This is a genomic window from Moraxella nonliquefaciens, from assembly GCF_001679005.1.
Classification (GTDB): domain Bacteria; phylum Pseudomonadota; class Gammaproteobacteria; order Pseudomonadales; family Moraxellaceae; genus Moraxella; species Moraxella nonliquefaciens.
On sequence record NZ_LXTW01000032.1, the window covers coordinates 151,208 to 173,439 of the forward strand.

A 22,232-nucleotide genomic window follows, 5' to 3' on the forward strand; every position below is an offset into this window, starting at 1 on the left:
GAATCAATACCATTTTTGTTGGTATGTTTTGGCATGGCGTATTTGGTCAAGCGTGTCATATGTCAAGCGTGTAGATAAAGGCGTTTTTAGCCAATTGTAAAATATGATAATAACCTTTTGTAAAATAACCAAAAATGGTCTAAAATGGCAAATTATTTTTTACTCATATAAAATGATGACGCAACAATCTGCTTTTGCAACGTTTAAAACGGCTTATTTAAATCGCCATGCTTTATCCATGCTATTTTTGGGGTTTTCCGCAGGCGTGCCTATTTTGCTGATTTTTTCCAGTCTGGGCTTATGGCTAAGAGAAGCAGGCATTGACCGTAGTACGGTAACGATGTTTAGCTGGGCGGCGTTGGGCTACTCGTTTAAATTTATTTGGTCGCCATTGGTAGATACTTTGCCCCTTCCTATGCTTGGGAAAATGCTCGGTCAACGTCGTTCGTGGTTGCTCTTGTCTCAGGTGTTCATCATTACGGCCATTGTCATGATGGCGATGACCGATCCTGCCAAAGTCGCCCCATCGGTGATGGCACTGGGGGCGGTGCTACTGGGCTTTTCGGCGGCGACGCAGGACATTGTCATCGATGCTTATCGTATTGAGTCCGCCCCAAGCCAGATGCAAACAGCACTGTCAGCCAGTTATGTGGCAGGCTATCGCATTGGTATGATTGTCTCTGGGGCAGGGGCGTTGTATTTGGCAGAATTGTTTGGCTCCCAAGAGGGCATGTATCAGTATGTGGCATGGCAGAAAACTTATCTTATCATGGCAACTGTCATGCTTATCGGTGTGGCAACTACCTTGCTTATCTGTGAACCCATCAGGCAAGTTAGGTCTATGACTGCCAAAACCGAAGATCATATAAGACTGTGCGTGGTGTTTGTTATCTCGGTTCTTGCCTTTGTCATGACTTATCGGCTGATGGGTGGAATATTGCCAGAGTCTAAAAGTGTGATTGTTACTTTTTTGCTTGGCTGTGTGCAGTTTATCAGCAGTGCAATCGCCATGGGTGGGACTGGATATGCTTTGGTGTCATCAAATATGGTCAGCCAAGAGATGGCACAAGCAACATGGATTGCTCCGATAACCGATTTCTTTACTCGCTATGGCAAAAAGGCGATGTTGCTACTGGCACTCATTGGCTTGTATCGCATCTCGGACATTGTGGCAGGAAACATATCCAATATATTTTATCAGGATTTGGGTTTTAGTAAAATCCAAATCGCCAATGCCGTTAAAGTGGTGGGTGTGATTGCCAGTATTGGCGGTGGTTTTATTGGAGGCTGGGTCGCTCAGCAAATGGGAGTGATGCGAGCGATGACGGTGGGGGCGATTTTTGCTTGTGCGACAAATCTTTTATTCATCGTACTTGCTCATATGCCAAGCGTCTTTGTCATGTATTTTGCTGTCATTACGGATAATTTGGCGGCAGGTTTGGCAAGTGCTGTATTTATTGCCTTTTTGTCAGCACTGACATCCATTCGTTTTACCGCAGTGCAATACGCTCTGTTTTCATCACTTATGACCTTATCACCAAAAATATTGGGCGGTTATTCAGGGGCGATAGTGGATGCAACGGATTATCCGACATTTTTTGCCATGACATTTGTGATTGGGTTACCGATTTTGTACTTGATTCACCTTGTCAATAAACACATCTGTTTGGATGAATCCATACTTCATAAATAACCCAAATTTGATAAATAAACATGCAAACCATCGGTACGCTAAAAACGCAATTTTATCAGCTTGCACACGCACATCTGCCATATCATTGGTTTGAGTCTTTGCTGTTGTGGGTGCTAGACAAAGATAAAGCCTTTTTAATCACACATGATGATTATCTGCTTAGTCATGATGAGTATGACAGGCTAAGTGATGGCATGGCAAAGCTATGCACAGGTATGCCTTTGGCGTATGTCATCGGCAGGCAGGGGTTTTTTGGGCACGAATTTGTGGTTGATGAGCACACACTCATACCACGAGCAGATACTGAGATTTTGGTAGAGACGGCGTTGGCAGTTGTGCATGATAAGGGCATAGAAAATGCACGCCTGTTGGATTTGGGAACAGGGTCTGGCTGTATTGGCATTAGCCTTGCAAAAGCACTGCCTGATGCTAATGTGGTGCTAAGTGATTATTCTGTCAATGCCTTAAAAATCGCCCAAATAAATGCCAAAGAACTGATGGTAAATAACTGCACCTGTGTCCATAGCAACTGGTATGATGGTGTATTGGGTAGCTTTGATGTCATCATCTCCAATCCGCCTTATATTGCACGCACTGATGAACATTTAAGACATTTGACCGCTGAACCTATGACGGCACTGGTGGCAGATGATGATGGTTTGGCAGATATTGGTTTGATTGTTACAGGTGCTCTTGACCACCTAAATCTTGGCGGAGTGCTTTTAGTGGAGCATGGTCACAATCAAGGGGCGAGCGTACAGAAGTTCTTTTTTGGGGCTGGATTTAAGAACATACGCACCATCAAAGACTATGGGGGTAATGATAGAATGACGATGGGGATTTATGATGAATGATGGCAGTAATGATAAAATGAATAAGCAGGACATGATAAAAATGCCTGTCCATGACCTAAGCGATGATGAACTTGTGCGTTATGCTCGTCAGATTCTACTTAACGACTGGGACATGGATGCACAGCTATGCCTAAAAAATAGCCGTGTGCTGATTGTGGGGGTGGGTGGTTTGGGTTGCCCTGTCTCGCAGATTTTGGCACGAGCGGGCGTGGGTAGCATACACTTGATTGATTTTGATGTGGTAAGCGACAGTAATTTACAGCGTCAGACTTTGTTTGTAGCATCAGACATTGGTTTGTCCAAAGCGATGGTGGCAAGCCGTGCTTTGGCAGTGCATAATGAGCTTGTCAATATAACCCATGAAGACATTCGGTTAAACTCAGATAACATCACAGCGATATTTAAAGCAAATCATGCTGATTTGGTGATTGATTGTACAGATAATTTTGCCAGTCGTTATTTGATTAATCAAGCATGTCGCACGCTTGGGTTGCCACTTTTGTCCAATGCTGCCATCGGTGAGGTGGGGCAGATTGCATTATTTGATAAGCACACAGGTTGTTATGAATGCGTGTTTGGACAAGAACAAAATGACAGTACCATCACCCAAAACTGTGCAACATCAGGCGTGCTGGCGAGTACCGTGAATATCATCGGTTCAATGTCAGCACAGATTGCCTTAGACTATTTGGGTCGTAGGCATAACCCCATCGCCCATGAGTTGTTATTATGGCAAGGTAAAACCATGTCTTTACAAAAAATGCGATTTAGCATAAATAAACGCTGTTCACTGTGTTACCCTTAATGATACTATTTTTAGATGACAAAATCATGAAAAAATCACCATTACAATTTGCCAAAAAATCCTTAAATACAGGAGCCAATGTCTTATCTCGCCTGCATAAAAGTGCCAGTGTGGCAGGGCTGTCTGCCTTGCGTGTTGCTAAGGGTGAGCAGATGGATGCTTATCTGCTAAAAGATGCTTTTATGCAGATGGGCGTCACTTATATCAAACTTGGACAATTCATCGCCAGCACACCATCATTATTTCCTCGTGAGTATGTACGTGCTTTTGCCGACTGTCTGGATGCAACCCCACCTGTGCCATTTGCCACAATGCGTGAAGTGTTGGCAGATGAGTTGGCTTATGATGGGCGTGAACTTGATGATATTTTTAAGTTCATTGACCCTGTGCCACTGGCGTCAGCAAGCATTGCACAGGTACATCAGGCAACACTAACAGATGGGCGAAGTGTCGTCTTAAAAATCCAAAAACCCAATGTTGGGGCGATCATGCAGACCGATTTGGGGGTGCTACATGGTGCATTTTGGATGATGGAGCGGGCCTTACCGATGATGAAAATTGCCAATCTTGCCCCCATCATTGATGAGATTCGTATTCGCATGAGTGCTGAGACCGATTTTTTGGCGGAGGCTTGTCATATTGATAAGTTTCGTAAGTTCTTAGATGAAACGGGTCGTCATCATATTACCGCCCCCAAAGTCCATCATGATTTATCTACCAAACGTGTGTTGGTCATGGATTTGTTGGTTGGTAAGTCGCTTGTTGATGAGGGCTTGCTTGCCAGTCTTAGTCAAAGCGGACACACCTCACCCAAACAGGTGATGGCAGACGTGCTAGATACGTGGTTTTTGTCGCTGATGATGACAGGTGAGTTTCATGCTGATTTGCATGCAGGCAATCTCATGTATCTTGATGATGGTCGGATTGGATTTTTGGATTTTGGGCTGATGGGGAGAATTAAACCGAGCAGTTTGCAGGCATGTTTTTCATTGGTGCAATCTTTGCAAGCTGGCGATTATCATGGTATGGCACAAGCGATGGTTGATATTGGCATGACCCACAGCGATGATAAAATCAAGACAGAGCAACTGGCAGATGACCTAAACACGATGATGGACAAAGTGCATGGCTCGCCCCAAGATACGGATAATCTGAACCTGCTCATGCTAGAACTTGTGGAGATTGGCAAGCGTTATGGCGTGCATTTTCCTAGGGATTTTACGTTATTAACCAAGCAGCTGCTTTATTTTGACAGATTTATGGTAGCACTTGCCCCTGATATGGAACTCTTTGAGGGTGAGCGATTAAAATTGGTCAAAGAACAAAAAGCACCAAAAGTACTAAATGAACCGTGATGATGCCCTAGGCAGGCATGTTCTACTTTAAAAATTCATCCATAAAAAACCACGCCCTAGGACGTGGTTTGTGTATTTTGGGCAGTTCGTCAAACTTTTATCGCTGTGGAGGTGATTTTTTCTTCTACCACCACCGCATCAGGGTCACCCGCTACGCTTTCACGCTTGACAAACACAAAAAATGCCATTGTGGTTATTACTGTTAGCCCAATGCCAATCCATACCGACAGCGTATAATCAAGCCCAAAGCCGATTTTGTTATATGCTAAAAATGTATAACACGCCGCACTCATAAAAATGGCAGGAATGGTACAGACCCAATGAAGCTTACGATAACGGTACAGATAGCCTGCCGCTGTCCACAGCATGACCACCGCCACGGTCTGGTTTGCCCAACTAAAATACCGCCATAGGATTTGAAAGTCCACTTTTGAGATGATAAAGCCGATGACAAACAGCGGAATGGCAATCCATAAGCGTTTTATAAGCGTGCGTTGTTCCATGTTCAAAAATTCAGCGATGATAAGCCGTGCTGCCCGAAACGCCGTATCACCTGAGGTGATGGGCAAGATGACCACGCCCAAAACAGCAAAAACACCGCCAATCACACCCAAATAGGCGATGGAGCTGTCATAGACAACCTGAGATGGCGAACCTGCTTTAATGGCATCTTGCAAAGCGAGTAGGTCAGGATAGAATGACATACCAACCACGCACCAAATCAGAGCAATCACACCCTCGGTAATCATCGCCCCATAGAAGATAAAGCGACCCTCGGACTCATGTTCAGCACAGCGAGCCATGAGTGGTGTTTGTGTTGCATGAAAACCTGACAGTGCCCCACAAGTGATGGTCAAAAACAGCAAAGGCCAAATGGGTAAATCACCTTTGGGCTGTAAGTTCATAAAAAAACTCTCAACCGTCAAACCGCCCATGCTGTTAAAGAAATAGCCGCCGCCACTGCCAAATTCATTTTTAAGCAGTCCATAGGTCATGCCAAGTGACATAAAGAGCAACAATCCACCAAAAAATGGATAAACCCGCCCAATGATTTTGTCAATGGGCAGTAATGTGGCGATGACATAATAAGCAAAAATCAACACCGTCCACAGTATCACGATGGTGCTTTTTTCCATGCCAAAGACCGTGTTCTTGACCGTTTCGGTGGCTATTGCCACATTTTCAGCATTGGCGATGCTGATCGCTCCTGTGGCAGTACTGCCAAGGGTATCCATGGTAATTGAGCTTAGTAGGGCGGCAGGACTGGCGACAAAAACCACGCCAACCAGCACAAGCAGGACAACGGCAAGTAAGTTGATAAAATGCTTGACAGGTTGCCCCAGATATTTGCCCGTCAGATACGGCATGCTCGCTCCGCCATTTCTCACCGAGAGCATGCCACACATATAATCGTGTACTGCTCCTGCAAAGATACAACCAAACACAATCCACAGCATTGCCACAGGGCCATATAATGCTCCCAAAATTGGGCCAAAAATTGGGCCTGTCCCTGCGATGTTTAACAACTGGATGAGCCAAATGCGTTTTTTGGACATGGGGATATAATCCACACCATCTGTTTTGGTGTAGGCGGGTGTATTTTTGTTGGGGTTGATGACAAAGATTTTTTCAATCATTTTGCCATACACAAAATAGCCCGCCACCAACAGAGCAATACAAAAGAAAAACCACAACATAAACAATCTCCTAAGATTGCTTTAATAGAAAAAGTGATCGCATGATACATGAATGAACATGGCGCATGAATACAATTGGTGTTTAAAACCAATCAAAATTTACATTTACAATACCGCAAACCGATAAAAACGTCAATGCACCATTTTGGGTAGTTGATTGATTTTTATGATTTATTTTATTAATAAATATATTTTATTTTATAAATTGTAAAATTTTTAAAAATTTTAGAATAACTTTCGTGTGATTTTTGCTATAATAATGCACGCCAGTGTGTTTAAATTTGGTATCATCAAGTATCCACCCAAAACACGCCCAATTAACAACACCAAGCACTGTCTTTAATTTTATATGCTTTAACTTGTGGTTTTGTCCATCATGACTTTTTTTAAAAATGCCCCTTATCGCTCATTTGGGCGGAGCATGTATCATCAACGTGGTTCGGCACAGCAGATTTTGGCGTTATTCATCATTGCTTTGGCATTGGTGGCGATGGTCATGGCAATTTTTGGCTATAAAATTGGGCACAAGCAAGGGCTTAGAAAAGGGATGACTTTGCAAGTTCACCAAGGCGTAGATACGCAATTTCAAGGCATGACAGTGAATGAAGCCACGCTAAAACAGCAACTGGATTTGGCACTCAAAGAGCGTGATATTGGTCTGTCCAACTCAGAGAATTTGCGTGAAAAAAATGAAGAGCTGACCACACAAAATTTACAGCTGACACAGGTCAATGAACTGTTTAGAAACAAACTTGCCAAAGATGGCGGTGTCCCCCTTGAAGTGCTGGGTGGCGAGATTGTTGCGTTGGGGGATAATGTCCATGAGTATCGTTTTGATGTGGCGATGGTATCATCAACAGGGATGCCAATAAGTATGACCCCAAAGATGACCTTGTTAAATGCCACCAGCATGGTACAAATCCCCTTAAAACCTGCCATCTATGAAATTAAAGACGTAGAGCGAATTCGTGGGCGATTTGTCATGCCCAAAGATTTTACCCCCAAACAAATCAAATTGGAGATTAATACAGGCACACAGCGTATTGAACAACTCTATAACTGGCAAGTGGGTGAATTCATCGCACAAAAAGAAGACGAGGGTATGAGTGAACGCCCCATTGGTACAGACAAATAAAGCTAAAAATAAAGGTGTAAAAGGTGTGATGATGAATCAATATGAGTCCGATATTGACAGCCAAAATGATGTGCTCACCGAACCAGAGCAGGCACAAATCCCACTGTTTCATGTAGTTATGTATAATGACAACTTTACCACCATGGATTTTGTGGTATTTGTGCTCGTCCGAGTCTTTGCTCATGGCACTGATAAAGCCATGGCTTTGATGATGGAAGTTCATCACAAGGGATGGGCAATTGTGGCAACCTTACCCAAAGAAATTGGTGAGATGAAAATCGCTGCTGTGCAAGAATATGCCGAACAAGCCGAGTTTCCGTTGTTGCTGACTTTGCAAAGGGCATAAAAATAACCCTTATTATCCATCGTAAATCAACCATGTCTATTTTATCTCACCCATTATCCCATCATTTTGCCCGAACTTTTCATTTGGGTCATTTGTGTCCACCTAGGGATTTTTTGCCCATCACCAACCTGCCCATTTGTCTTGAAATCGGAGCAGGCAAGGGCAAGCATGCCTTATTATTTGCCAGTCAAAATCCTGATAAACATTTATATGCCATAGAGCGTACCGCCCTAAAATTTGAAGCATTTGACAAACATGCTGGCAAGGCAAATCTGCCCAATCTTAGTGTCATTCATGCCGATGCCATTGCTTGGACAGCTTTTGCAGTTCATCCTAGACAAATCCAAACCTGCTTTATCTTGTACCCAAATCCTGAACCTAAAAACAAAAATCAGCGTTTTTTAAACATGCCATTTTTTGAGCTGTTATTGTCTAAAATGAGCGATGGTGGACAGATTATTTTGGCAAGCAATGTCAGGGATTATATTGACGAAGCTGAACAATTATTGGCTAATGTGTGGCACTTACCTTACATTAAAAGGCAGATAGAGCCGACGTCTGTGCGTACGCATTTTGAGATTAAATATCTGGCACGAGGTGAGTGTTGCCAAGAGCTTATCATTACCAAACCTTGTGGTTATCGTACTCGTTTTGATCAAACCCTGCCCCTGTATTTATCATGGATGCCAATGGATGAGACCTAAGGTTGCCATCATTGGGGCAGGAGCAAGTGGTCTGATGGCAGCAGAGCATTTGTCTGCTTATGATGTGGATATTTGTGTCTACGAACAAATGCCCAGTGCAGCTCGTAAAATCCTGTGGGCAGGCAAGAGCGGACTTAATGTGAGTCATGCTGAGCCGATGACTGTGTTTACCAGTCGTTATACACCATCTGACTGGCTGACACCTTTTTTACAGACCTGTGATAATGCGTGGATAGTGAATTGGATGGCTGGGCTGGGCATCAAGACCTATGTTGGTTCAAGTGGACGGATTTTTCCTGTGCAGATGAAAGCATCGGCATTTGTAAGGGCGTGGTTGTATCGCTTGATGACAAGAGGTGTGCAGATTTTTTATCGCCATGAATGTTTGGGGATTGATGGTCATGTTGTACAATTGGTTCATGATGGGGTGGTATTTGAACAGGTCTTTGATGTCATTATACTGGCATGCGGTGGCGGTTCGTATGAGAGACTGGGTGCAACAGGAACATGGCAGGCGTGGCTGTCTGATGATGAACTGACACCACTGTATGCCAGCAATGTTGGTGTGGTACGGGTGTGGTCGTCTTATATGGATAAATTTTTTGGTAAGCCCTTAAAAAGGGTGAGACTGTGGACAGATGGCGAACTTGCATCTTGGGGTGATATCATCATCACGTATTATGGCATGGAGAGTGGACTGATTTATAAATACAACAAAGCCATGCGTGCATGTCATGACAAGATAAAAGTGTATTTGGATTTGTTACCCGATAAGTCCCCAGATGACATCGCCCGAATATTTTTAAAAAATAAAAAGCAATCTTTGAATAACATTTTACGAAAAATTGGCTTAGATGACATTAAAATCGCCTTAATTCGTGAATGTACCGACAAAGCAGATTGGGTAAATCATGCACGTATGGCGGATTTTGTCAAATGCCTGCCAATTACGTTTGATGGTTTTCGTCCGATGGATGAAGCCATCAGTACAGGAGGTGGTGTTCGGCGGTCAGCATTAAGCGATGCTTTGCAACTCAAATCCAACCCTGCTGTCTTTGTCTGTGGTGAAATGTTGGATTTTGATGCTCCAACGGGTGGTTATCTTTTGACGGCATGTTTTGCCACAGGGCAGGCGGTGGGGCGTGGCGTGGCTCAGCTTTTAAAATTGCAACCGATAAAGGCAAGCTAAAAAGCCAAAAGCACACCCTAGATAGGCTAAGCCCGTCTAAATTTACCGTATTCCAAAAAATGTACCACTTGGCTGGCGACAGCGGAGCTGGTCAACATGCCTGTATGGGTAACAGGTAAAATCAAGCGGTCAGTGGCGGATGGCAGTTCGGTCTCATATAAAAATACTGTACCATCATGACCATGTTGAGTGCGGTAGTGGCGATTGTGATGATTTAAAAATGGCAAGCCCAAACCTTGGGGTTTATTCCCTGCAATCACACCAAATGCCACATGTTTAGGCACATTTGGACAAGTACCATCTAGTGCTCCGATGTAAGACTTTCCAATCAAAAATGGCAGCGTACGTCTGACATATGTAGCACAGACACTGCCTTGATGGGGCGTACCAAGAGACACACAACGATGAACTTGCCAATTAGGATGGTCATGTAAAAACTGCCGAACTACCAATCCGCCCAAACTGTGAGCCACAAGATTGATGGGTTCTTTGGGGTTGTGATGGGTAAGCAAATAATCATCTAGGCGTTTGGCGTGTGCCAAAATATCTTGACCTAAACTGTGATAGTTAGGTGTATGCACGACAAAACCCGCTCGCCGAATGTATCTGGCAAGCGGATAAACAATCAAACTGGTTTGGTGTAAACCATGTAAAATGAGCGTGGTGGGTTTATTTGCCACGATAGGTAATGCGACCTTTGGATAAATCGTAAGGAGTCATCTCAACCTTAACCTTATCGCCAGTTAAAATACGGATATAGTGTTTACGCATTTTACCTGAAATGTGGGCGATAATTTCATGTCCATTGTCAAGGCGGACTTTAAATAGGGTATTTGGGAGCGTGTCAATGACCTCGCCTTCAAACTCGATGATGTCGTCTTTTTTTGCCATAAGTCAAATAGTATAAAGATAAAAGTAGCATTATAGTGCAAATTGCATAAAATAGCAATGGGGTTAGTCTAATAAACCAAGCCAGAGTGGGGTTAAAGGTTGTTTTGGTAGCATTCTTTGAAACCTCTTAGGGTAGTAAGCATTGATAAAATATAGACCATCGGCATCTGCTGTGGGTGGGAGTAGTGAGCGGTCTTTGGCATTCATGAGTGCAGGCAACTTATCGGTATTAAGTCTGTCTGTACCGACAGCAAAAAGCATGCCCATAATATTACGCACCATATGATGTAAAAAGCCATCCGCTTGAATATCTAAGACAAGATATGCTCCATGTTTAAACAGGTGAATGTGATGGACGTCTCGGATGGGTTTATTAGATTGGCACATAGATGAGCGAAAACTGCTAAAATCATGCGTACCAAGTAAAAATTTACTTGCTTTTACCATAGCATCTATATCAAGTGGTTCATAAAAATGAGTAACTTGATGGTGCAAAATGGCAGGGCGATAAGGTTGGTTTAGGGTGATATAGCGATAACGACGAGCAATGGCACCAAAGCGTGCATGAAAATCATCTGGCATGGGGGTAATCCACGTTAGGGCAATGTCGTCGGGCAGTAGAGTGTTCACACCACGAAGCCACTGATGGGATGTGCGATGGGCAGTAGTTACAAAATGGGCGACCATGTTACCTGCATGCACCCCTGCATCAGTGCGACCTGCGGCGATAACCTCCACAGGTTCATTGGCGACTTTGGAGATGGCATTTTCAAGGCAGGCTTGAATGCTACTTACCCGCTGCTGACGTTGCCAGCCTTTATAATGCGTGCCAATAAACTCAATGCCAATGGCATATATTTGTAAACTCACTGTCAATCACCAATTATCACGATACAAAGCATGATTTACCGCCAACCACAATAATCGCCCATAGATGGCAGGAATGCTCAATTTCCCCCCTGACCACACATGATGAGCATATTGCCAAGAGCCTGCGGCATAAGTGGCACTCACGCCATGAAAAGGACACATGGTGGTACATACCACAGGGATATTTTGTTCATGCAATCGGTCAAGTTCGGTAGTGATGGCATCGCTTTTGGGTAGATTGCCAGCCCCAAAGGCGATGAGTATGACAGCAGTGGTATTGCCTCTGATATTGACCAACTCTTGGGCGATATTGTCTGTATCATTGGGAAGTAAAAAGATGCTTTTGATATTGACACTATTGGCGTGATGTCTGATAGTATCGGTAGATTGAGTGTGAATTGGGGGGTATGTCAAAATTTGATGACTGATGAGTGTGCCATAAAATGCGTTGGGGTTGAGACTGTCTATTTTTTGGGTATTATCCGCCCAAAAGGTTTGATGGTAGAACTGAACAAAAACACCTTTTTGAGTTTGGCTAATATTGATGGCATCTGATAAGTTGTGCCAAGCATCGCTTGTGGTATCTATTTGATAATTAAAGTCATCTGCGATAAGGAGCGGTTTCATGCTGCCTGTGATGACCAAAGACATATCACTGCCAGCAAAGGCATGAAATAAAAAACTTGCCAAAAAACTTAGGGTGTCTGTACCTGTGATGAGTACAAATCGTCTGGCACCTTGTGTGTGGGCGGTATTGATGAGTTCATAAAAATAAACAAAGTCAGCAGGGGTTAAAGCACTACTGTCTTTGATGCAATCATTATCCAAAATGACTGGTCTGCTGTCTGATCGTTCATTTAATAAATCTTGTAAAATAGGTAGAAATTTATGAGCAGGCAAGGGTGATAAAGGTGTGCCATGACCGCCAAAAGTACCGCCAGCATAAATAAGGTGAGTATTGTCTGATTGATAGGGCATGATGATCTGAGTGTAAAATGATTGGGTGAATCATAGCACGCTTTTTATAAAAAAGCAAAAAGGCATGACCTAAGACATGCCTTTATTGTAATAGGATTGTTTTGGCAGGTTTATGCCAATTGAGTCAGTAATTCACGAGCATTTTGTTGCTGAGTGGTACTGCCTGTTTGTATCACTTCATCAAGTAGGCGTTTGGCACTGTCATACTCGCCAAGGTCAAGATATTGTTTGGCAAGATTGAATGTTACTTCTGTGTTATCAAGACTGTCCACAAAGCTTAGCTCAGATAGCACCTTTGTTGTTTGGGCGGATTCTGGCGCAGAAGATGCAGTGGTTGTAGGTTGGGTTGATGGCTCTGGTTTTGGGGTGGGTCTGTTAGGTTCTGCCAAATCAGAGCTGGCATCTTCGGATGTCGCTGTTGGCGTGGTAGCGGCGGGTGTTTCGGCAAAATCCAAATCCCCAAAATCAAGATTGCTTATTTCGGTGGTAGGCATCGTATCAAATGCCAATTCTTTGGCATCAAATGCCATTGTGGTATCTTGCTTTGGTGCAACTGACTTTGATGCTGTGGACTGAGTTGATGGGGTGTCTAATCCTAAGTCAAGACCGTCAAATTCTAAACTGTCATTAGCATCATCAGAGATTTGCTCGGGCGTTGGCGTGTCATCCAATTCTAGGTCAAAATCAGCAAAATCGGTACTGGGGGCAACAGATTCAGGTTCTACTTTGGCGGTAGGTTTGGGTTCATCTGTCAGGTCAAAGTCAGCATCAAGACCATCAAAATCCAGTCCGTCATCAGCATTTGCCTGTGGTGTGGGTTGGACATCAAATGACAAGTCAAAATCACCAAAGTCCGATACATCAGCTTGCGATGGTGTGGCAGGTTGTGCAGATGTGGATGGTTGGTTGATATCAAAGTCAATGCCATCCAGTGCTAAATCATCAGTAGGTTCTGCTTTGGCGGTAGGTTTGGGTTCATCTGTCAGGTCAAAGTCAAAATCCAATTCCTCAGAGCTGACAGGACTGGTACTTGAAGTGGATGCAGGACTGGGTGTGTCAAAGTTAAAATCAAGTGCATCCAATTCATCTAATTCATCAGAATTTGGATTATTATTTGGTTCGTTGTTTAAGATGTTATCTGAGTGTGTATCTAGATTTGTATCTGGGTCTTGATCATCAAAATCAAGCGTTGACTCGTTGGTCGATGGCATGCCAGATGGCTCATCAAAAGATAAGTCATCAAATCCTAAGGCAGGTTCTTCCAAAGCAGGCGTGGTAGTAGACTGCATCTTTTGTGGAGAAACATCAAAGTTTAGGTCAAAATCATTGCTATCAGCGGAGGGTTTGGTTGCTGATTTGGGAGGTTGTGGTGTTTCAAATTCAAATGCACTGTCAAGGTCATCAGTAGGTTCTACTTTGGCGGTGGGTTTGGGTTCATCTGCCAAGTCAAAATCCAAATATTCAAATGTTGACTGTGGATTTGATGTTGACTGTGGATTTGATGTTGACTGTGGATTTGATGTTGACTGTGGATTTGATGTTGACTGTGGATTTGATGCTAAAGCTGTTGTTTTGGCCATCTCTTCTTCTAGCAGAGATTTACAAAAATCAGCTTCACGAATGGTCTCATCATCACCGATTTCATGAATTTTTTGATGGAGCTGATTAAAAGCGGCGAACTGTTTGGTGATGCCATAAGTTTGTAGTAGTTTAAGCAAAGCACCATTGTGACGTGGATTGGTCATCAATACACGTTTGAGTTCAGCCATCGCTTCTTGGTAGTTTTGATTGCGTATGTGTGCATCGGCGGTAGCAAGCTCATCGGCAGTATTTGGTGTAGGTGCCACAGGTGTTACAGAATCTTGCTGTGTGGGCAAGTGGGGTTGTGGATTTGTGGGTAATTGTAATTTCTGGGCTTGTAATTTTTTTAATACAAAAAATGCCACAATACCAATCACAACAACAGCGCCAATGGCAATAATCATGGTTTGCATAATAACTCCAATTTGTTAAATCTGATTCTAAGTAGACTTGGGACGTTACCCTTGTTAATTATTGTTTGTCTTTGAGATTTTTTAGACGATTTTCAAGTTCAGCCAATCTTTGGTTTTGTAATTGAACTTTTCTAGCAGCAGATGACAGCTCTTCATTTAAGCTATTGACACGTTTGGCATTGGTGGCGGTTTGCTGACGTGTATTTTTAAGAGTGCCTGCCAAATTACCGTCAGCTGTCCCTGCCACAGTGCTGGATGTGGGTTTGATGTTAGTGCCTGTGGCACTGCCTTGCTGTGTGGGTGTTACTAAGGTCATCTGAGCTTTTGGTAGGGCTTTTTGAGCGGGTTTGGCAGTTATTTGACTGCTACGTCTAGGCGTGTCATTTTTGGTTTGCCTTGTGCTACTTTTATTTGTTTGTTTTGCAGTTACGGTTTGGTTTTTGCTGGTACGTTTGGCTTCAATAGCCTGAGCAATCGCTTTTTGTGATGGCACGACCTGATAATTGGGTAGGGTTAAGTTAGCATTTGTTTTGAGTTGATTGATATTACCTTTATTAAAAGCGTCAGGGTTGGTTTTATGAAGGGCATTCATCACCTCGTTGACGCTCATGTTGTTTTCTTGTGCGATAATATTGGCAATACTCCACAAGCTGTCGCCTCGTTGTACGACATAGATGACCTGATCTGATTGGGATGGTGTTGTTGTTTGGGTGTGTTTGGGTTTTGATGTTGGTTGTTCTGCTATGACATCTGATTGTGTGATATTTTGTTCTGTGGCATCTTGGATGATAAGTGCTTCATCAAAAGTTGTTGCCATGGGCGTCGGTGGTACTTGCCCAACAGGATAGACGCGACGAACAATCTCTTCGGTCAGGATATCAACTTGTTTGTTGGTGCCTTCGGGGGTAATTTGGGATAATACCGACTCTTCTTTGGCGATGATATTACCTTCACTGACACCGATGGCGGTCGGTACCGGTTCAAGCACAGACGTGCCTTGGTCAGTCATCTGAGTGATTGGTTCTTCAGATAACATAATATCATCAGGTGTTTTGATGGTGGGACTGGTCTTGGGCAGTTCGGGTCTGGTTTTGGCGGTTACCACTTGCGTTAGCTTGTTTTCAGGTAGGGTAAAAGCGGTAGCGGCAGGTAAAGGCATGAGCAAGGTCTGTGGTTTGATGATTTGCTCGCCATTGTTGTTTAGGTTTAGTACAACATCGGCAAAAGGGGTGCTGATGGGTTGATTGGAGGTTAGGGTGATTTGACCTGCATTGTTTGATGTGGGTACAAAATTAACCGAAATCTGAGCATCAGGACTTAGACCCATTTGACGGTAAATGTCGTTACTGGCGATGGATGCGTGGAAATTCGCTGCATTGATATTGGTAACATTTATCGTGGCAGATAAGGGTTCATGTTGTGCCGATGTAATGTTGGCTTGACCCAAATTCATGGCAGAAGCATTTAGGCTTACCATACCAAACAACGAAGCAAGTACTGTTTGATAAATGACAGTAGTGCGGTGAGTTTTATGCCAAGACATAGTTATCCTTTCAAGGGTTGTCAAATACGAATAAAAAACGAACCATTATACAAACGGTTTTATGGTGTATTTATAACAAAATATGGCAAAAATTGCCAGTTTATTTTGATAATTTGCAAATATATGGTATTAAAATGTAGGTAAATGGCAAGATTTTTGCAAAAGTTTACAATCTTTGCAAAAATAAAACCCAAATCTGCAATGGGTTTGGCTTAAAGAGCAAAACCCATTGATTAGACCTGATTAAACCTGAGTTAAATTCTGCCTTGAATGATGCCAAGCATGCGTCGAAGTGGTTCAGCGGCACCCCAAAGCAGTTGGTCACCCACGGTAAAGGCGGTCAGATACTCACCACCCATATTCATTTTACGCAGGCGACCGATTGCCACACCCAATGTACCTGTTACTGCCACGGGGGTGAGGCGTGCCATGCTGTCAGATTTGTTATTGGGAACAACATCAAGCCAAGGGTTTTTGCTGTTAATTAAAGTCTGTTCAATCTCATCTTGGGGAATGTCTTTTTTGAGTTTAATGGTCAAGGCCTGACTGTGGCAACGCATTGCTCCGATACGCACACAAATGCCGTCAATATTGATGAGCTCACCGCTGTTCTTGCCTAGAATTTTGTTGGTTTCGGCTTGACCTTTCCATTCTTCACGAGATTGACCATTGTCAAGCTGACTGTCAATATAAGGAATGAGACTGCCTGCAAGCACCGCCCCAAAGTGTTGTTTGGGGAAATCATCTAAACGTTGAGTGTCTGCGATGGTGCGGTCAATCTCCAAAATAGCAGAGGCGGGGTCAGATAGGTTATCTGAGACACTGTCATGAAGCACACCCATGCCAGAGATAAGCTCACGCATGTTATTTGCTCCAGCCCCTGATGCTGCTTGATAGGTCATGGCAGACACCCATTCCACCCAATCACGGCGAAACAACTCCCCAATTGCCATGAGCATAAGCGATACCGTGCAATTACCGCCAATAAAGTCTTTTTTGCCCTGTGCCAGAGCATCATCGATGACGTTACGATTGACAGGGTCTAAAATGATAATGGCGTTATCATCCATACGTAGTGAGCTTGCTGCATCAATCCAATAACCCATCCAGCCACTTTTACGCAAGGCAGGGTGTACCGCTTTGGTATAATCGCCCCCTTGGCAGGTGATGATGGCATCGCATTTGGCAAGTTCGTTGATGTCGTTTGCATCTTTTAATGTGCCAGTATTGTCTATCTTGCCATCAAAGTCAGGAGCATTGCCACCTGCGTTACTTGTTGAGAAGAATACAGGATTGATGTGTTTAAAATCATTCTCCTCAATCATGCGATTCATCAACACCGAACCGACCATGCCACGCCAACCCACAAAGCCCACGGTTAATTTTTCTGCCATAATGCACACCTTTATATCTGTCTAAGAGAAAATGATAACTATGCCTTTTTTGAACAAAAAAAGCAAGTGTTTTTGTTGGATTTTATCAATTTTTTCTGGTAAAGGTCAGTAAAATTGATGATAGTTGATGCTTTCTTGCACAAATACCAGCAATTGCTTATCAATTTAATCGCTTACCAAAATTTATAATACAAAAATTTAATTGATAAAACCAAAATAATAGCGGTTATGTCACCGTTTAATGCCAATCATCTCCATCTTAGTGATAAGTTGGATTTGTTTTTGTGCGATTTGGAGATGTTCGTTTATAATAAAATTATTTTTTATCACAGATTACTTTAAACTCCGATTTTTTGGATGTTTAAAATATTAACTGGTGCTGATGGGCTTGGTAAAAGTGGGGCGTGTTCATCGCTTTAATAACACAATAAAAGATTTTGGGTGGATATTTTTCTAAAATGCTTTTTAATACCATCGGCTTTGTGTTATAATCGGTAATTTTAAACCATGTTATTTTTACCATAAATTTTATCATATCTGTCATGGTGTGGTTTATTATCTATTGCTGTTGCTTATCTTATCATCATCCATTATCAACTTATGAACCTGCCCCATTTTTTTGAAAAAATCCTAAATGATTTGTACCAAAGCGTGTATGTGTCGCTCGGTGGTTCGCTCGAAGATGAGACCCTAAACTGGGCAGAGCGGGGCATGGCTGTTGCCAGTACCAGTATTAAAATATTGATTTTGATGGTGATTATTGGGTTTTTTTATTGGCTTCTTGTTTATTTGTTAAAGCATGGTCGTCGTCCATTACACTTATCACAGCGTCATGTTTGGATTATTCGTGCGGTGCTTCGTTATATGTGGTTTGTGACAAGTTTGCTTGCGGTGATGACACAGATTGGCACACAGGCAGAGACCATTAAGGCAACAGCAAAAGCGGCGACTTGGGCGGGTTTTTATTATGTGATGTGGGCAACCAGTGGACAAATGGTTACCAAAGTGTTACGCTATTATGAACTCAACGCATCCATTGAACAACTTCTTAAAAACTTGATTTTGGTGCTGATTATTGTTTTTGCATTGGCAAGTGTACTTGCTCAGTTTGGTTTTGACATTGTCTCACTTGTGGCAGGCTTGGGTATTGTTGGTTTGGCGGTGGGTTTTGCTGCCCAAAGTACCCTTGCTAACTTCATCGCTGGTATTACCATTTTGATAGAACAGTCTTTTCAAGTTGGCGACTGGGTTCGTCTCGGTGAAATAGAGGGGCGAGTGGTTAAAATCTCACTTAGAGCTACGCAGATTTTAGACCGTGATAATATCATTATTATCATCCCTAATGCCACCATGTCATCATCAGAGGTGATAAACTTAACCTCCAAAAAGATGATAAGATTTGATGTTAAAGCAAGAATTGGTTTATATGATGATTTGGCGTATGCCAAAGAGATTATTATCCAAACATTAAGCAAAGATGAGGTGATTTTAAAACACCCCTCTCCTATGGTAACTGTGAGTGAGGTGGGTGAATATGCCATTTATCTTATTGTGCGTTTTTGGATTGCTCCATTATCGGTTGCCCGCATTCCAATCATTAAAGAAAATATCAATGAACGCATCAAAAAAGCCTTAGATAAAGCAGGGTTTAAAACGCCTTATCCTCATCAAGAGATATTATTTAATCGCCCAAATCAAGACACACAAAAACACTTAGCGCTAATAAATCAAGCATCAGATAAAGATATTAAGAAAAATGACGACAGCACCATAAAAGTGCCATAAAAAGCAGTTATGGCTTTGTTTGGATGAATTTAAAAATAAAATTACATGCCAAACACCCTCCAAATACAAATGATTTAAATGGGCATACAGACCAATATTGACTACCGCATCCGTGTTAAACTGTGCTATAATACTCGGTTTTCAAAGCCCTTACGTCCCAAAACAGCCTAAACCTTTATAATCTAAGTTCACACCATGCCAAAACTACCCTTTGCTGATTTTACCTCCACCGCTTTTGATGTTATCATCACCTGTGCAGATGGTCTTGAAAATGCTCTATTAGTAGAGCTTGACTTATTTGCTCTGGTCGGGCAGATTGTACGAATGGGGCGTGTGCGTGTGAATGTATCGCTTGCTGATTTTTATAAGATTTGCCTATATAGCCGTGTGGCAAGCCGTGTGTTATTGCCAATTGGTGAGTATTATTTTCGCCAAAAGACCCAAACCATCAATCAGGTGCGTGAAAATGGTGGTCAAAAAAGTACTCGCACGATTGAGACCAAAGTCATTGATGAAGATGTACCCACGGCCTTGTATGAGTTTGCCAGTCGTTATGATTGGACAAGTATGTTTGGTGTGGATAACACTTTTGCCATACGCTTATCTACCGATAAACGCCTATCGGTAAACCAACAATTTGCCACTTTGCGTATCAAAGATGCTGTTGCTGACTGCTTTAATGAAAAGTTAGGCAAGCGACCAAATGTGGACAAATCCCCAGATTTTCATATTTATGCCCACGCCACAAATGAACTTGCCGAGCTGTATTTGGATTTATCAGGCACAAGTTTGCACAAGCGGGGTTATCGTGTGGCAAATACAGATGCTCCCTTAAAAGAAAACCTTGCATCCGCTTTGCTCTATGAATGTCAATGGCACAAGGGTGAACATACTGCCATCATTGACCCCATGTGTGGTTCTGGCACACTCATCACCGAAGCCTTACTCATGAAAACTGCCTATCCTGTGGGTATTGACAAAAAGGCGAGTGATTTTGGTTTTTATCATTGGCAATATCATGATGACAATCTGTGGCAAACCCTTGCCAACACCGCCCTAAATAATTTTCATGCCAATCTTGCGCGCTTAGAACAAGAGCTTATCAAAGGTGATTTTATCGCCCTTGCCTTAGATGCCAACGCTCATGCTGTGCGTGCCTGCCACAAGAACTTGATGGCCTCCGCCCTTGCTCCCATAGCTCAACACGTCCGCCTAGAACAGCGTTCGCTTGCCAGCACCAAAGAGGTATTGACGAAGATAAATACTGCCTATCCTCTTGTCATTACCAATCCCCCTTATGGTGAACGGTTGGGTGAGAGTGATTTTATCAAACCTTTATATCACGGCTTGGGGCTTATTATGGCGGATGGTTTACGTCATGTGGGGCGTGCGGATATGGCGGTGTTGGCAAGCCACATTGAACACGCTGACACCTTGCCCATCAGTAAGCCAAACACCTTAAAATGCCACAATGGGGCATTGAGTGTTTATTTTCGTCATGGGGCGATAGATTTTACCAAAACCGACTGTCTGATGCATGAATTGATTGTAAATTTTCATAAAAAAGAGATTAATCATCCTGACAGTCAAGAATTCATCAATCGCTTACAAAAAAATATCATTAACCTAAAAAAACATGCCCAAAAAAATCATATTAGCAACATGCGAATTTATGATGCTGATTTACCCAATTATAACGTGGCAATTGATATTTATGGCGATAAGATTCATGTGCAAGAATACGCCCCACCAAAACAAATCCCCGCCGATGTTGCCAAATCTCGGTTTAATTTGGTTTTGTCTGCCATTCGTAAGATTTTCAATGTGCAACGTGAAAGTATTTTTATCAAAACACGCATGAGACAATCAGGTAATGACCAATATACCAAAAATATTAAAGAAGATAATCAAAAATCCAAAAAAATGTATGTCGCTTATGAACATGGGGCATATCTCTATGTCAATTTTACCGATTATTTGGATACAGGATTATTTATTGACCACCGTAATATTCGTGAAATGATAAAAAACGCCAGCCGTGGCAAACACGTCTTAAATCTATTTGCCTATACTTGTACCGCCAGCGTGCATTCAGCAATGGGCGGAGCAAAGTCGGTAACGAGTGTGGATTTGTCTGCCAATTATCTAAATTGGGGTAAGCAAAATTTTGCCCTAAACGGACTTGATTTGACTGCTACGACGTCAGATAATACGCCAAAATATCAGTTCATCGCCACCGATGTGTTTGACTGGTTAAAAAATAACACCGAGCAGTTTGAGATAATATTTATTGACCCGCCGACCTTTTCAAATTCTAAAAAGTTTCAAGGAACTTTTGATGTGCAAAGAGACCATGTCGCCCTGATAAGCCGTGCCATGAATCGCCTTGCCCCAAATGGCGTGTTGTATTTTAGCAATAACTTTACCAAATTTGTGTTAGACGATGAGATTAAATCTCGCTATGAGGTAACCCCCATCACTGATAAAACCATTGGCGTGGATTTTAATCTTAAAAAACCCATTCATCAAAGTTTTAAAATCACGCACAAAAATCAAATGATGAAAGTGTATGAATTTGAAAGTGCGTTTGATACGGTGAATGACGATTGGCAAGATGAAATAAACGGTTATCATAAAAAAGGCGAGATAAAACATTCAAAAGACAGAGCATTTAAAAAGTCTTTTGATAAATCTTTTGATAAATCATTTAAAGATAAATCAGACAATTCACGATTTAAAAAAGATGATAGAAAAGATAGCTTTAAAAAAGACACTTTTAAAAATAATGACAAAAAGTCATTTGATAAAAGACAAACAGGCAAAGACAGATTTTATGATAATGAACCTGTTAAGTCAGACAAGCCAAAAGTACGCTATGAAAAGATTGATGGTAAATTGGTTGCCATACCCATAAATAACGCCCAAACCAATCAATCAAACCAACCCAAAAAATATGTGCTAAAACCAAAATCATGATGAAATGATTGACGCACCAAACC

The 22,232-nt window shown here is 42.4% G+C and carries 18 protein-coding genes; 10 read left to right on the forward strand and 8 right to left on the reverse strand.

What is annotated here, in order from left to right; genetic code table 11:
* Positions 1-172 precede the first annotated feature (172 nt).
* The 4 genes from A7456_RS07790 to A7456_RS07805 are packed head-to-tail and all read left to right on the forward strand — an operon-like array spanning position 173 to position 4,707.
* The gene (locus tag A7456_RS07790) at positions 173-1,693 is read left to right on the forward strand and encodes an AmpG family muropeptide MFS transporter (protein ID WP_067009940.1); all 1,521 of its coding nucleotides are present in this window, start codon (positions 173-175) and stop codon (positions 1,691-1,693) included.
* Between the two features lie 20 nt (positions 1,694-1,713).
* Entirely contained in the window at positions 1,714-2,547 is an 834-nt protein-coding gene (gene prmC / locus A7456_RS07795; protein WP_066890708.1) for a peptide chain release factor N(5)-glutamine methyltransferase, read from the forward strand.
* Positions 2,548-2,578: 31 nt separating this feature from the next.
* A complete protein-coding gene (locus tag A7456_RS07800; RefSeq protein ID WP_406946786.1) occupies positions 2,579-3,352 on the forward strand; it encodes a HesA/MoeB/ThiF family protein in 774 nt (257 codons plus the stop codon).
* Positions 3,353-3,378: 26 nt separating this feature from the next.
* Positions 3,379-4,707 (forward strand): ABC1 kinase family protein, encoded by a 1,329-nt coding sequence (locus A7456_RS07805; protein ID WP_067009946.1) that lies wholly within the window; start codon positions 3,379-3,381, stop codon positions 4,705-4,707.
* An 89-nt stretch (positions 4,708-4,796) separates the two neighbouring features.
* Here the strand turns inward: A7456_RS07805 and A7456_RS07810 are convergent, their stop codons facing one another.
* Entirely contained in the window at positions 4,797-6,404 is a 1,608-nt protein-coding gene (locus tag A7456_RS07810) for a carbon starvation CstA family protein (protein WP_067009311.1), read from the reverse strand.
* A 376-nt stretch (positions 6,405-6,780) separates the two neighbouring features.
* Between A7456_RS07810 and A7456_RS07815 the strand changes: the two genes are divergently transcribed.
* Genes A7456_RS07815 through A7456_RS07830 form a run of 4 tightly spaced genes read left to right on the forward strand, consistent with a single transcriptional unit; the run spans position 6,781 to position 9,778 of the window.
* Positions 6,781-7,539, forward strand: a complete 759-nt coding sequence (locus A7456_RS07815) for a hypothetical protein (protein WP_067009314.1) — start codon at positions 6,781-6,783, stop codon at positions 7,537-7,539.
* A gap of 31 nt (positions 7,540-7,570) precedes the next feature.
* On the forward strand, positions 7,571-7,885 hold the full coding sequence (locus A7456_RS07820; protein ID WP_227713230.1) for an ATP-dependent Clp protease adaptor ClpS: 315 nt from the start codon (positions 7,571-7,573) through the stop codon (positions 7,883-7,885).
* Positions 7,886-7,917: 32 nt separating this feature from the next.
* Positions 7,918-8,589, forward strand: a complete 672-nt coding sequence (locus tag A7456_RS07825) for a class I SAM-dependent methyltransferase (protein ID WP_082995506.1) — start codon at positions 7,918-7,920, stop codon at positions 8,587-8,589.
* Positions 8,579-9,778: a TIGR03862 family flavoprotein gene (locus tag A7456_RS07830; RefSeq protein WP_067009317.1), complete on the forward strand. Its 1,200-nt coding sequence runs from the start codon at positions 8,579-8,581 to the stop codon at positions 9,776-9,778. The genes A7456_RS07825 and A7456_RS07830 overlap by 11 nt, the downstream gene beginning before the upstream one ends.
* Before the next feature lie 26 nt (positions 9,779-9,804).
* On the opposite strand, the gene A7456_RS07835 is transcribed toward A7456_RS07830, so the two are convergent.
* The 7 genes from A7456_RS07835 to asd form a co-directional block, all read right to left on the reverse strand.
* Positions 9,805-10,458, reverse strand: a complete 654-nt coding sequence (locus A7456_RS07835; RefSeq protein ID WP_067009319.1) for an esterase/lipase family protein — start codon at positions 10,456-10,458, stop codon at positions 9,805-9,807.
* Positions 10,448-10,669, reverse strand: coding sequence for a translation initiation factor IF-1 (gene infA, locus A7456_RS07840; protein ID WP_029102801.1), 222 nt, complete (start codon positions 10,667-10,669; stop codon positions 10,448-10,450). The genes A7456_RS07835 and infA overlap by 11 nt, the downstream gene beginning before the upstream one ends.
* A gap of 63 nt (positions 10,670-10,732) precedes the next feature.
* Positions 10,733-11,539, reverse strand: coding sequence for a tRNA pseudouridine(38-40) synthase TruA (gene truA, locus A7456_RS07845; protein ID WP_067009322.1), 807 nt, complete (start codon positions 11,537-11,539; stop codon positions 10,733-10,735).
* 6 nt (positions 11,540-11,545) lie between these two features.
* On the reverse strand, positions 11,546-12,517 hold the full coding sequence (locus A7456_RS07850) for an asparaginase domain-containing protein (protein ID WP_145916105.1): 972 nt from the start codon (positions 12,515-12,517) through the stop codon (positions 11,546-11,548).
* Positions 12,518-12,627: 110 nt separating this feature from the next.
* Positions 12,628-14,511: a FimV/HubP family polar landmark protein gene (locus A7456_RS07855; RefSeq protein ID WP_067009328.1), complete on the reverse strand. Its 1,884-nt coding sequence runs from the start codon at positions 14,509-14,511 to the stop codon at positions 12,628-12,630.
* Between the two features lie 58 nt (positions 14,512-14,569).
* Positions 14,570-16,054, reverse strand: coding sequence for a type IV pilus assembly protein FimV (locus A7456_RS07860; protein WP_067009330.1), 1,485 nt, complete (start codon positions 16,052-16,054; stop codon positions 14,570-14,572).
* 254 nt (positions 16,055-16,308) lie between these two features.
* Positions 16,309-17,448: an aspartate-semialdehyde dehydrogenase gene (asd, locus tag A7456_RS07865; RefSeq protein WP_067009333.1), complete on the reverse strand. Its 1,140-nt coding sequence runs from the start codon at positions 17,446-17,448 to the stop codon at positions 16,309-16,311.
* 600 nt (positions 17,449-18,048) lie between these two features.
* On the opposite strand from asd, the gene A7456_RS07875 reads away from it, so the two are divergent.
* Both A7456_RS07875 and rlmKL read left to right on the forward strand, forming a co-directional pair.
* Positions 18,049-19,233 (forward strand): mechanosensitive ion channel family protein, encoded by a 1,185-nt coding sequence (locus tag A7456_RS07875; protein WP_067009339.1) that lies wholly within the window; start codon positions 18,049-18,051, stop codon positions 19,231-19,233.
* Positions 19,234-19,428: 195 nt separating this feature from the next.
* Positions 19,429-22,209: a bifunctional 23S rRNA (guanine(2069)-N(7))-methyltransferase RlmK/23S rRNA (guanine(2445)-N(2))-methyltransferase RlmL gene (gene rlmKL / locus A7456_RS07880; RefSeq protein ID WP_067009342.1), complete on the forward strand. Its 2,781-nt coding sequence runs from the start codon at positions 19,429-19,431 to the stop codon at positions 22,207-22,209.
* Positions 22,210-22,232 lie beyond the last annotated feature (23 nt).